The organism is Litoreibacter ascidiaceicola, from assembly GCF_900129235.1.
Classification (GTDB): Bacteria; Pseudomonadota; Alphaproteobacteria; order Rhodobacterales; family Rhodobacteraceae; genus Litoreibacter; species Litoreibacter ascidiaceicola.
Window position 1 is genome coordinate 80,217 of the sequence record NZ_FQUV01000007.1, and the last position, 13,187, is coordinate 93,403.

Annotated in this window: 9 protein-coding genes; 5 read left to right on the top strand and 4 right to left on the bottom strand. The window is 56.5% G+C overall.

Annotated features, from left to right (window positions below):
- The first annotated feature begins 9 nt into the window (after positions 1-9).
- From glgC to BUB72_RS14475, 5 genes are read left to right on the top strand one after another with little or no spacing between them, the layout of a single operon-like run.
- Complete coding sequence (glgC, locus tag BUB72_RS14455; RefSeq protein WP_073145138.1) at positions 10-1,266, top strand: glucose-1-phosphate adenylyltransferase; 1,257 nt, start codon at positions 10-12, stop codon at positions 1,264-1,266.
- Complete coding sequence (gene glgA / locus BUB72_RS14460) at positions 1,263-2,681, top strand: glycogen synthase GlgA (protein ID WP_073145170.1); 1,419 nt, start codon at positions 1,263-1,265, stop codon at positions 2,679-2,681. The genes glgC and glgA overlap by 4 nt, the downstream gene beginning before the upstream one ends.
- Positions 2,678-4,759, top strand: coding sequence for a glycogen debranching protein GlgX (gene glgX / locus BUB72_RS14465; RefSeq protein ID WP_073145179.1), 2,082 nt, complete (start codon positions 2,678-2,680; stop codon positions 4,757-4,759). Before glgA ends, glgX begins: the two co-directional genes overlap by 4 nt.
- Positions 4,760-4,785: 26 nt before the next feature.
- A complete protein-coding gene (locus BUB72_RS14470) occupies positions 4,786-6,417 on the top strand; it encodes an alpha-D-glucose phosphate-specific phosphoglucomutase (protein WP_073145181.1) in 1,632 nt (543 codons plus the stop codon).
- 48 nt (positions 6,418-6,465) lie between these two features.
- Positions 6,466-8,850: a glycogen/starch/alpha-glucan phosphorylase gene (locus BUB72_RS14475; protein ID WP_175549172.1), complete on the top strand. Its 2,385-nt coding sequence runs from the start codon at positions 6,466-6,468 to the stop codon at positions 8,848-8,850.
- Here the strand turns inward: BUB72_RS14475 and BUB72_RS14480 are convergent.
- The 4 genes from BUB72_RS14480 to BUB72_RS14495 all read right to left on the bottom strand — a co-directional run bounded on the left by BUB72_RS14480 (position 8,847) and on the right by BUB72_RS14495 (position 13,184).
- On the bottom strand, positions 8,847-10,463 hold the full coding sequence (locus BUB72_RS14480) for an alpha-glucosidase (protein WP_073145186.1): 1,617 nt from the start codon (positions 10,461-10,463) through the stop codon (positions 8,847-8,849). The two genes, BUB72_RS14475 and BUB72_RS14480, sit on opposite strands and share 4 nt — an antisense overlap.
- A gap of 978 nt (positions 10,464-11,441) precedes the next feature.
- Positions 11,442-12,077 carry an urease accessory protein UreG gene (gene ureG, locus BUB72_RS14485; RefSeq protein WP_073145188.1) on the bottom strand — a complete coding sequence of 212 codons (636 nt, stop codon included), beginning with the start codon at positions 12,075-12,077 and terminating at the stop codon, positions 11,442-11,444.
- A complete protein-coding gene (locus BUB72_RS14490) occupies positions 12,074-12,742 on the bottom strand; it encodes an urease accessory protein UreF (protein WP_245814864.1) in 669 nt (222 codons plus the stop codon). The genes ureG and BUB72_RS14490 overlap by 4 nt, the downstream gene beginning before the upstream one ends.
- Positions 12,711-13,184 (bottom strand): urease accessory protein UreE, encoded by a 474-nt coding sequence (locus BUB72_RS14495; protein ID WP_073145190.1) that lies wholly within the window; start codon positions 13,182-13,184, stop codon positions 12,711-12,713. Before BUB72_RS14495 ends, BUB72_RS14490 begins: the two co-directional genes overlap by 32 nt.
- Positions 13,185-13,187 lie beyond the last annotated feature (3 nt).

Sequence of the window (13,187 nt, forward strand, 5' to 3'; positions counted from 1 at the left end):
GGACTAGGAATGCCGACAAAGCGCTTAACACAGAGATCCATGGTGTTCGTACTGGCCGGAGGGCGCGGGAGCCGCTTAAAGGAGCTGACAGACCGGCGTGTGAAACCTGCCGTGCCTTTCGGCGGCAAGGCTCGCATTATCGACTTTGCTCTGTCCAACGCAGTAAATTCCGGCATCCGCAAGATGGCCATCGCCACTCAATACAAGGCGCACAGCCTGATCCGCCATACGCAGCGCGGTTGGAACTTCTTCCGCGCCGAACGCAACGAATTCATCGACGTGCTGCCGGCATCGCAACGTGGCGGCAATGAGAGCTGGTACAAAGGGACCGCGGACGCCGTGACCCAGAATATCGACATCGTGGACAGCTACGGAGTGGACCACGTGATCATTCTGGCAGGCGACCATATCTACAAAATGGACTACGAAATTATGCTGCGCCAGCATGTCGAGACTAAGGCGGACGTCACCGTTGGCTGCCTGACGGTACCACGCATGGAGGCCACAGCCTTTGGTGTCATGGACACTGACAAGGACGGACGCATTACCAGCTTTCTTGAAAAGCCCGCTGACCCACCCGGCATGCCCGAGGACCCCGACAAGGCATTGGCCTCTATGGGGATCTATGTGTTCGACTGGAAATTCCTGCGCGATCTTCTGTTGAAAGACGCCGAAGATCCCAATTCAACCAATGACTTCGGCAACGACCTGATCCCCGAGATCGTCAAAGGCGGTAAGGCCATGGCGCACCGGTTTGACGATAGCTGCGTGCGGGCGGACGATGCGCCGGCCTATTGGAAAGACGTGGGCACCGTCGATGCATTCTGGCAGGCGCATATAGACCTGACGAATTTTACCCCCGAGTTAGACCTGTGGGATCGCGACTGGCCGATCTGGACCTACAATGAAAGCGTACCTCCTGCGAAGTTCATTCATGACGAGCGCGACCGGCGCGGCATGGCGATCTCGTCAATGGTGTCGGGGGGGTGCATTGTTTCGGGGACCGAAGTTCGCAATTCCTGCCTGTTCACCAATGTGCATACCAACTCCTACGCTGTGCTCGATCATGCGGTGGTATTGCCGAATGTGACGGTTCATCGCTCGGCACGACTGCGGCGGGTGGTTGTCGATGGCGGTGTGATTATTCCCGAGGGTCTCGTGGTCGGCGAAGATCCCAGTGAGGACGCCAAATGGTTCCGTGTCACTGAGAGTGGCACGACATTGATCACCCAAGACATGCTGAACAAGAAGGCCGCGGCTTCATGACGAAGGTTCTCTTTGTCGTCTCGGAATGCGCTCCGTTGATCAAGACGGGAGGCTTGGCGGACGTCGCGGGCGCGCTACCACTTGCATTGGCGGCCTACGGCGACGAGGTGCGGGTATTGTTGCCCGGCTACAGAGCCGTTATGGAAAAGCTTGGTAAAACCAAGGTGCTCCAGACCTACAAAGATCTGTTCGGTGGGTCCGCGAAGTTGCGCAGCTGCACAGTGGCAGGTTTGGACCTTTTGGTGATCGACGCGCCGCATTTGTATGACCGCGACGGCGGCATCTACAGCGACGTGGCGGGTGAGGATTGGGATGATAATCCCGAACGGTTCGCGGCGCTGTCCTATGTTGCTGCAATAATCGCCGATAAGGGTGCAGGCACCTGGACGCCGGACATTGTGCATGGGCATGACTGGCAGGCCGGACTGACACCAGAGTATTTGCAAGCGGCGGGTGTGGACGTGCCGTTTGTCTTTACCGTTCACAACATCGCATTTCACGGAAATACTTCGGCGGATAGAATTGCCGCTTTGAAGCTGGACACGGCAAGGTTCAACGCAGAGCATTTTGAGTTCTGGGGACAGGTGTCGGCTTTGAAGGCCGCACTCATGGGCGCGGACAAGATCACAACTGTTTCGCGCACCTACGCCGAAGAACTGCTAACGCCGGAATTTGGCATTGGCATGGACGGTGTTCTGCGGCACCGTAAATCGGATCTGTCCGGGATCGTAAACGGCATAGACGAGGCCATCTGGAACCCCGCGACGGACCCGAATATCAAGCCTTACAAAACAGCCGCAGGAAAGGCTGCCAACAAAAAAGCTCTGCAGAAAACCTTTGGGCTTGGCACATCTAACGGCCCTCTGTGCGTGTTGGTCTCTCGGTTGACCGAACAAAAAGGCCTTGATCTGTTGCTGGAGGCACTCCCTGAGCTGCTGAAACAAGGAGGCCAACTGGCTCTGTTGGGATCCGGAGATCCGAGGCTGGAGGTCGCGTTGCTGGAGGTGGCAGCAGGGCAGGAAAACGTCTCCGTCAAGATCGGCTACGACGAAGCGCTGTCGCACCAGATGATGGCGGGCGGCGACGTTATCTTGGTGCCATCGCGGTTCGAGCCTTGCGGTCTGACCCAGCTTTACGGTCTGCGCTACGGCACCTTGCCGTTGGTCGCATTGACCGGTGGGCTTGCTGACACAGTGATCAACGCTTCGCCTGCCGCACTTGCCAGAGGGGTGGCGACGGGCCTGCAGTTCTTCCCTGTCACCTCCCAAGCGCTTGCGAACGCCTTTGCGCGGCTGGGCGGTCTCTACAAGCAACCTGAAGTTTGGAAATCAATGCAGCGGAATGCGATGGCGCAACCGGTGGGCTGGGAGACGTCCGCCGCCGAATATCACGCCATTTATGCCAGCCTGATATGAGCTCGCAGCCGTTTCAAATTCGCCCTGGGCAGCCGTCACCTTTGGGGGCAACTGCTGATGCCGAGGGGGTGAATTTCGCCGTCTTTTCGCAACATGCGACCAAGGTGATGCTGTGTTTGTTCGACGAGGACGGGGCCGAGCACCAAGTTGTGACCCTGCCCGAACGCGAAGGCCATGTGTGGCACGGCTACCTTCCGGGCCTGAAAGCAGGACAACAATACGGATACCGGATGGACGGGCCGTATGAGCCCCGCGAAGGACATCGTTTCAACCCGTTCAAACTGCTGATTGATCCCTATGCCAAGCGCCTGACCGGACACCCGATATGGAATGACGCGCTGTTTGGCTACAAGACGGATCACAAGGATAAGGACCTCAGTTTCGACAAAACCGACAGCGCGCCATACATGCCGCGCTGCGTGGTTGTGGATCCGCATTTCGATTGGAACGATACACCGCGACCGAACCACTCGTTGGAAAACTCGGTGATTTACGAGGCCCATGTGAAGGGGCTGACTGCGGGTCGTGAGGATATTGAAAATGCCGGCAGCTACCTTGCGATGGCATCTGATCCCATTCTTGAACATCTCAACAATCTGGGTGTCACCGCAGTCGAATTGTTGCCCGTACAGGCGTTCTTGAACGAAAAGTTCTTACTGGACCGCGGACTGACGAATTATTGGGGTTACATGACCTACGGGTTCTTCGCGCCGGACCCGCGTTACATGCAAGGCACTGATATCTCGGAGTTCCAGCAAATGGTGGAACGGTTCCATTCTGCGGGTATCGAGGTGATTTTGGACGTAGTCTACAATCACACCGCCGAAGGGTCGGAGATGGGGCCGACGCTGATGTTTCGCGGGCTGGACAATGCCAGCTACTACCGGCTCGCGGATGAGAAACGCTACTATATCGACGACGCGGGGTGCGGGAATACGTTGGATTTCGAAAATCCCTTTGTTATCCGGCTGGTGATGGACTCCCTGCGCTATTGGGTCGAAGTCATGCATGTAGACGGGTTCCGGTTCGATCTGTGCTCCGCACTGGGCCGGACGCGCCATGGGTTTGAAAGCGATGGGCCCTTCTTTCGCGCGATCGGGCAAGATCCGGTTTTGAACAAGGTGAAGCTTATCGCGGAGCCTTGGGATATTGGACCCGGGGGCTACCAGCTTGGAGCCTATCCGGCCCCGTTTGCGGAATGGAATGACAAGTTTCGGGACAACGTGAGAGAGTTCTGGCGTGGTGATCGCGGCAAGGTGTCGGACCTTGCCGGTCGGCTTACCGGCTCAGCCCAGTTCTTTGACCATGATGGCCGCTCCGCCACGTCGTCTTTGAATTTTTTAACTGCCCATGACGGCTTCACGCTGGAGGATACCGTCAGTTACTCGGACAAGAACAATCTGGCGAACGGCGAAGACAACCGCGATGGGCATTCCAATAACCACTCGGACAATATGGGTGTTGAGGGCGCGACGGATGATCCTGAGATCATGGCCGCTCGGATCAGGCGCAAACGCAACCTGATCGCGACATTGATGCTGTCCCAAGGCACTCCGATGATGCTGGCTGGCGACGAATTAAGCAATTCACAAGGCGGCAACAACAACGCCTATTGCCAAGACAACGAGATCGGATGGGTGAACTGGCCTGAAGAAAAAGACCCCTTCTTCACATTCTGCCAGCAAGCGATAGCGTTTCGGCGCATGCATCCCCTGTTGCGGCAACGACGGTTCCTGCATTCGCGCCAACGGCTGATCGACGGCGAACCTGATCTGTTCTGGCGGCGCTCAAATGGCAAGCCGATGCGGCAAAGCGACTGGGATGATCCGAATTTGGATATTTTGGTGGTCGAAATGCGCATGGCGTCAGGCTCGCCCGAATACGTGCATCGCGAGGGGGCGCTGCTGGTCGTTCTTAACCGGGGCGACACCGTGGACATCACGCCGCCCGCCCTACCTGATGGAGGGGCATGGGTGCGCCGTTTCGACACCAGCCAGGACGACGCCATCGAGGTGACCGCAGGGATGCAGGTGGCGGCGAACGCAGTCGTCGTGTTCTCGCACGAGACGCGAAACTAAAGGCTGAATTAAGGGGAGGATAGACTATGCCAATGCAAACAGTGCGCACGCACCCGATTGATGGCCAGAAGCCGGGGACCAGCGGGTTGCGCAAGAAAACTGCTGTCTTCAAACGGCCCCACTACCTCGAAAATTACGTCCAATCCATTTTCGACGGGATTGGCGGTGTTGAAGGCAAAACACTGGTGGTCGGTGGCGATGGCCGTTTTTTCAACGACGACGCGATACAAATCATCTTGAACATGGCAGCAGCAAATGACGCGGCCAAATGCATTGTCGGGCAGCGGGGCATTCTCTCGACGCCCGCCGTTTCCCACCTTATTCGCCTGCGCCGCGCCGATGGCGGATTAATCCTGTCGGCCAGCCACAACCCCGGTGGCCCAAACGCGGATTTCGGCTTGAAATATAACGGGCCGAACGGAGGGCCTGCGACCGAAGCTGTGACCGATAAGATATTCAAACGCACGACAAAGATTGAAATCTACAAGATCACTGCCTCGTGCGGAGTGGACATCGACAACTTAGGAACCCGTAACCATGAGGGCATGGAGGTAGAAGTCGTCGATCCGGTAGAAGACTACGCCGCATTGATGGAGACGATTTTCGACTTCGACAAAATTCGTGCATTGTTTGCGAGCGGCTTCTCCATGCGGTTTGACGCCATGCACGCGGTGACCGGCCCCTACGCCCATGCGATCCTCGAGCGCAAACTGGGTGCGGCTAAAGGCACAGTGATGAACGGCACGCCAAGCCCTGATTTTGGCGGCGGCCATCCTGACCCGAACCCGATCTGGGCGAAGGAGTTGATGGACGTGATGTACGGCGCAGGTGCACCCGATTTTGGAGCGGCCTCAGATGGTGACGGCGACCGCAATATGGTGGTCGGACGCGGTGCTTATGTGACGCCCTCAGACAGCCTTGCAGTGCTGTGCGCCAAGGCGCATCTGGCCCCCGGCTATAAAGACGGGCTGGCTGGGGTTGCACGGTCCATGCCGACCTCGCGCGCGGTCGACCGAGTGGCGGCGAGCCTTGGGATTGATTGTTTCGAGACCCCGACCGGTTGGAAGTTTTTTGGCAATCTTTTGGACGCGGGCAAGGTGACCTTGTGTGGCGAGGAAAGCGCCGGAACCGGGTCGGACCATGTTCGAGAAAAAGACGGGCTTTGGGCGGTCTTGCTGTGGTTGAACATTCTGGCGGAGACCAAACAATCCGTGGCCGATCTGATGGCAGATCTCTGGAAGGCCCATGGGCGGTGCTATTATTCGCGCCACGACTACGAGGATGTCGATAGCGATAAAGCCAATGCGATGATCGAGGCGTTGCGGGCCAAGCTGCCCTCGCTTGCCGGAACAGCTATCGCGGGCCTGACCGTCGAGACCGCGGACGAATTTGCATATGACGACCCTGTGGATGGTTCTCATTCCGCAGGGCAAGGTCTGCGCATCGCATTCGAAGGCGGGGCAAGGGCGGTGTTTCGTCTGTCGGGTACGGGGACCGAAGGGGCCACGATCCGTATTTATCTGGAGCAGCTTGAGACCGCTGCCGACAAACTGCACATGCAACCCGAAGAGGCTTTGGGAAGCGTGCTTGACGCTGCCCTGACCGTTTCGGATTTGTCTGCGAAGACAGGTCGGGTTGAACCTGATGTGATTACCTGACATCAGACAGGTCCGCTGAGCAGACAAAGGAAATCAGGGATGAATGTTATGAATGATCTGTCCGCAGATGCGCTGCGGGTCCGTATCACTCAGCACCTGACCTACACGCTGGGCAAGGATAAACCCAACGCGAGCCTTTACGACTGGCGCATGGCGGTCAGCTATTCCGTGCGCGATCTCATCATCGAGCCATGGTTCGCCGCCACGCGAAAGACATACGAGGCGCAAGGCAAGCGGGTCTATTATCTTTCGCTGGAGTTCCTGATCGGCCGCATCTTAGGCGACGCAATGATGAACCTTGGCCTGTTTCAGGCGGTTCAGGATGTGCTGGATGGCGAAGGAATCTCGCTGGCGGATGTAATCGAGGATGAGCCCGACGCGGCGCTTGGCAATGGCGGCTTGGGCCGTTTGGCCGCGTGTTTTCTGGAAAGCATGTCGACGCTTGCTTGCCCTGCCTATGGCTACGGCATCCGCTATGAGCATGGGCTGTTTCGTCAGGCGTTTGAAAGCGGGCGTCAGGTGGAGCATCCCGAAGACTGGCTGAACCAGCCGCACCCTTGGGAATTTGAACGCCCCGAGGCCCGCTATACTGTGCCGTTCAAAGGGCATGTCAGTGTTGTTGACGGGAAATCCGTTTGGCACCCCTCCGAGACGGTTTTTGCCCGTGCTTACGACATGCCCGTGGTGGGTTGGCAGGGGAAATGGGCGAACACGCTGCGCCTATGGGGCGCCCATCCGACGGAGCTGTTCGATCTGGAGCAGTTCAATTCGGGCGATCACACCGCAGCGGCCGCCCCGGAGGCTCTGGCGCGCACGCTATCACGGGTTCTGTACCCTGAAGACACGACCGATAGCGGCAAAGAGTTGCGGCTGAAGCAGGAGTATTTCCTGACCTCTGCCGCGCTACAGGACATCCTGCGCAGGTTCCTTAGCGAATATGATGACTTCGCCCTTCTTCCCGACAAGGTCGCAATCCAGATGAACGACACGCATCCGGCCTTGGCGGGACCAGAGCTGATCCGCCTGTTGATGGACGATCACGGCTTGCCATGGGACGCGGCAAAACGGATCGCCGAGGGGTGCTTGAATTACACCAACCACACCCTTTTACCTGAGGCGCTGGAGACGTGGTCGACATGGCTGATGGGTCGGGTATTGCCACGCCACATGCAGATCATCGAGCGGGTTGATAAAGAGCATCGGGCCGCCACCAAATGCGCGGCCGAGCTTGCGATCGTCAAACATGATCAGGTGCATATGGGTACATTGGCTTTCGTGATGGCATCCCATGTGAACGGTGTCTCGGCGCTGCATAGCGACCTGATGAAAGAGACCGTGTTTAAAGGGCTGAACGGGCTCTATCCTGCGCGGATCGTGAACCAAACCAACGGCGTCACTCCAAGACGCTGGTTGCGGCTTTCAAACCCGGCATTATCCAAGGTATTGACCGACACGATTGGCGCGGGGTGGGAAAGTGATCTGGCCCGTTTGTCCGATCTCGGTGCCCATGAGGATGACCGCGCCCTGCGGGACGCCATTGGGGCCGCCAAACGACACAACAAGGTAGCGTTGTCGAATTGGGCGTCGGATAAATTGGGCGTTTCCCTTAACCCCGACGCGATGTTCGACGTGCAGATCAAGCGTATACACGAATACAAACGCCAACTTCTGAACGTGTTCGAAACGATTGCCCGCTGGTCCGCCATTCGTGCCGACCCGAAGGCGAACTGGACGCCGCGCGTCAAGATTTTCGGGGGCAAGGCCGCGCCGGGTTACTTTGTGGCGAAAGAGATCATTCACCTGATCAATGACGTGGCCAAGACAGTGAACAATGATCCGGTCGTGGGCGACCTGCTGAAGGTCGTCTACCCGGCCAATTACAACGTCTCCATGGCAGAACGGCTGATCCCGGCAACGGACCTGTCCGAGCAAATCTCGACGGCAGGAAAAGAGGCATCCGGCACCGGTAATATGAAATTCACCATGAATGGCGCGCTGACGATTGGCACTCTGGACGGCGCCAACGTCGAAATTCGCGAGCACGTCGGCGCAGAAAATTTCTTCCTCTTCGGCATGACGGCGTCTGAGGTGCGAGCGCGGTATCTGATCGCGGACCACGCCCGCGAAGCGATCCTTGCCAGCCAAACCTTGCAAGATATTCTGCAAATGATCGTCGAGGGCCGGTTTAGCCCTGAAGAAACCGACCGCTACAACGGGTTGGTCGACGCCACATGGAACCACGACCCGTTTTTGGTAGCGTCAGATTTCGACAGCTACCTTGCGGCGCAAGCCAAGGTTGACGACGCCTTCGCCGACACTGACCACTGGAACACGCTGGCGCTACGCAACATTGCGGGGTCCGGGTATTTCTCGTCGGACCGCACAATCAAGGGGTACATGGACGAGATTTGGGATACCAAAAGCCTGCTCTAGCTGTGCTGAATGGAGAAGCCTGTCCCGTGTGACAGATAGGCAAACCCGTTGCCGTCCAAGGTCAACCCTGTTGCATCCAGAGTTGCCGCGTTGCCATGTATGATCTCCGCCTCGCCTTTTACCACAAAGGGATGGGGGTCCGGCGACAGGTTGAACACACAGGTGAGCGTCTCGTCCTCTGCGCTGCGGGTGAATGCCAGGATCGGCTCCGGCATAGGCAGAAACGATGTCTTTCCTCGGCTCAATGCGGGGCTTGCCTTGCGGCGGGCGATGGCATCTTTGTAATAGGCAAGAATGCTGCCATCGCCTTGGCTGTCCACCGCTTTTGCGGCCTGCGGCACCTTTACCGGCAACCAGGGCGCGCCCGTCGAGAACCCGGCATTTGGCGCATCTTTTTCCCAGACCATCGGCGTGCGGCAACCGTCGCGGCCCTTGACCGCTGGCCAAAAGCGGATGGCTGGCGGGTCGGTAAGCTCTTCGAACACCAGTTCTGTTTCGGTCTGCCCTAGTTCTTCGCCTTGATAAATGCCGATGGTGCCCTCGAATGACATCAGCATCGCGCAAGCAAGGCGTGCCATCGCGTCGTCCGAGACCGAATATTCGGCCCAGCGGGTAACTTGACGCGGAACGTCATGGTTGCTGAAGGACCAGTAGGGATGGCCGTCGGGTGCCCCGCGCTGAAATCCCTCAATGCAATTCTGGAAATGTTCGGCATTAAAGTCCGGTCCCAACATCGCGAAGCTGTAGGCCATATGCAGGCGGCTGGTACCTTCGGTGTATTTGCCCATGATCTCTATGGATTTGTGCCCCATCTCGCCGACCTCGCCGACCATCATGATATCTTCATACTGATCCGTCAGCGCGCGAAGCCGTTCAAGAAACGCGATATTTTCAGGTCGGGTCTTGTTGTAAATGTTGTCCTGCATTCCATAAAGGTCGGTCGCCATGACCTGCGATTTAGCTTGAGCAGGCGGATTGGAGCGCAGCTGCTGATCATGAAAATAGTAGTTCACCGTGTCCAGCCGAAAGCCGTCTAGCCCGCGATCGAGCCAGAATTTACAGGTCTCAAGTATCGCGTCGACCACATCCGGATTGTGGAAATTCAGGTCAGGCTGGGTGGCCAGAAAATTGTGCAGGTAATATTGGCCGCGTTGCGGGTCGAACTCCCATGCGGGGCCACCGAAATGGCTGTGCCAATTCGTGGGTGGCGACCCGTCAGGCAGCGGATCAGCCCAAACATACCAGTTGGCCTTATCATTGTCGCGGCTTAGGCGGGACTCCTTGAACCAGTCGTGCTGTTCAGACGTATGTGACAACACCTGATCCACTATGACTTTCAATCCACGCACGTGCGCTTCATTTATCAGCGTCTCAAACTCGGCAAGATCGCCAAATAGTGGATCAACGGCCAAATAGTCGGACACGTCGTAGCCCATGTCCGCTTGGGGTGAGGCAAAAATGGGGGATAACCAAATGCAATCAACACCAAGATCGGCGATGTAATCCAATCGGTTGGTGATACCTTTGAGGTCGCCAACACCGTCACCTGTGCTATCCTGATATGATCGAGGGTAAACCTGATAAATTACCGCGCTGCGCCACCATTCCTGCATCGGCCTTCTCCTTCGTTTTGACTACCCTAGCAGCCAAGTGATTGATGGAAAGGGTTTGGAGGCAGGTTGCTCGAGTTTCTATTCTAGCAGGATGCTAATCGAATAAAGAATAGAGCAAGCCTTGCAGCCAAAGCACCCGGCTTAGTGGACATCGCATGGCTGTAAGGGATGCTGTGGATTGAAAATTACCTGCATGTAAACATCCAAGACTAACACCCCTACCAATAGGTGGCACATATGCGGTTCTGAGCTTCGGTTCATCCTGAATTTGCACCTAATAATCGTTAGCTTACCACGCACTTACGAATACAACTTTGTTCAAAATATTGGTGTCCGAAGTCAGGTCTTCGGGACAGATTAAAGTGTGTGTCGGCTCGTCAAAGCGGAGCACAAGCACCGGCTCGATTAGAAACTTCTGAGGGAGTTAAAAACTGACACCATTGGCAGTTCTACATAAGCTAATTGCTGCGGACCCGTCTATTTGCATCGCACAAGGGCCGCGCGTGATGCTGAGACGCCAGCCACCTTACAGCGAATGACCAGTTTTGCCCAAAGCGCTAATTCGCTAGGGCGACGCAAATTTCTGGTTCACTAAAATAGTCTGTGAGCGTAGCCCTTGGATCTCTTTTACCACGGACGTCGGTGTTAGCGAGCAAGGATGGAGGACGGTTTCAATAGCATCCAGATCATTGTGCAACAGTGCATGGTGTTTTGCCGCGAGGTGCCTCATTCGGCTGTTTTTTCAGGCACACCATCTGAACGGTTCTCGGAACTGTCGATCACTACCTTTCGCAGCATCATCGCATAACCGCAATGGGTCCAGTTTCGTTGACGCTGTATATTGTTTGAGAGACGGCTTTGCTTTGGAAACAGGCAGTGACGTTGGGACTAGAAATATCTGGCGCGGGATCAGATCTCGCGCTTAGAAAAGTAGCACAGATAAAACTGGGGTTGGTCCTAGCAACGTAGTTCATGAGGCTAGTCTGACGCGGGATGATCGTCGCGAAGGCCGCCCATTTCGATGATCTTTTTAAGAACATCTTCAGCACCCTCTTCATTGCGGAGTGAGCAAAAGACATAAGGGCGCTGACTCCGCATCACGTCGCAATCTCGTCTCATCACATCTAGAGAAGCGCCGACATACGGGGCTAGATCGGTTTTGTTAATCACCAACAAATCAGATTTTGTAATTGCCGGTCCGCCCTTCCTAGGAATTTCCTCACCCGCTGCTACGTCGATTACGTAGATCGTTACATCGGCAAGCTCGGGGCTGAAAGTTGCTGACAAATTGTCCCCCCCACTTTCAATGAAGACGATTTCCAAGTCGGAGTGTCGCGCTTGCATCTCGGCGATAGCGGCGAGGTTGATCGACGCATCCTCGCGAATGGCCGTATGTGGGCAGCCACCGGTTTCAACGCCGATGATGCGGTTTTGCGGTAGAATCTGCATACGCATCAAGGCTTCTGCATCTTCTTGCGTGTAGATATCGTTGGTGATCACACCGATGGAAAACCTTGGGTGCAGTGCTTTGGCAAGAGACGCCGTAAGCGTGGTTTTCCCGGCACCAACTGGCCCGCCGATACCAATGCGCAGAGGTCCGTTGAGTTGGGTCATGATCGGAATATCCTCGGCTGGAGCGCCTCATGGCGCATGGCTGAAACATCGGACAAAAAAGCTGTGCTTTGTAGATCGTCCAATGTGGTCTGAGCGGTGTTCCTAGCGATATCCACGCAATCGGGCGAGAGGCCTGCAAGAACAGCCTGACCTTCGGTTTGGCCCAGCGGCACAGCACGCACCGCTGCCGAGACGAGGTTACTGATGAGCGACTGCAAATACATCGCCGCTGTTAAATCGACATCGATCCCCATACGTGCGGCGGTCGCACCGACCGCGACGGGGTAAGTTAGCTCCACCGCATCGCCGCCCCAAATTGCTGCAGTGGTTTTGCAAAACGCCGCCCCTTGTAGCCGGGTTTCAAGCAAGCGTTCCCGTGATGCCGCGAACGCCAATGCGGTGTCATTGACCACTTCCAAAGAAAGCGGGTCGTCGCAGTCATATGCCGCGCGCAGCAACATACAATCATTGCGACCACTGCCATGAGACAGGACTGAGCTGAGCCAGCCCTGTAGGTCGCCAGACGTGGCAATGACGCCGGTATGAATAGCCATCTCCAGCCCGTGCGAGTAGGCGAATGCACCAACGGGAAATGCTGGTGACAGCCATTGCGCAAGCGTGAGGGTATTCAGATCAGTGGTCATGCGCTGTTGCAACATGCTCATGCGAATGTGTACGGCCATGGCCATATGCGCCGCCTTCCGGAGTGAAGGCGGCACTCACCGTTTTGATCGATGCGCCGAGATGTTCCAACATGTGGCCAATAACAGGGTCCGCTTGGATCAGCAGGTGATCGGCGTTGATTTGACAAGGCGTGTGACGGTTTCCAATATGCCACGCCAAGCGCACGAGGTCAGAACCGGTCACTTGGTACAGCTCTTCCGCCGCCGCAACAATCTCAACCAGCGTGCCGTCAGTCAGTACAAGCGCATCCCCGTCATCAAGCGACGTGGTTTGGGCAAGGTCGACCAAAAACGAAACGCTAGTGCTTGTTGAAAGTCGCTTGCGGCGTAAAAAGCGCTCAGTGTAATCAAGTTCGCAGCGCGCTGCTTGCCCAGACCACTGCCCTTTGCGATGGAGTGTTTGGGCGATAGGAAGTGTGGTCATAGC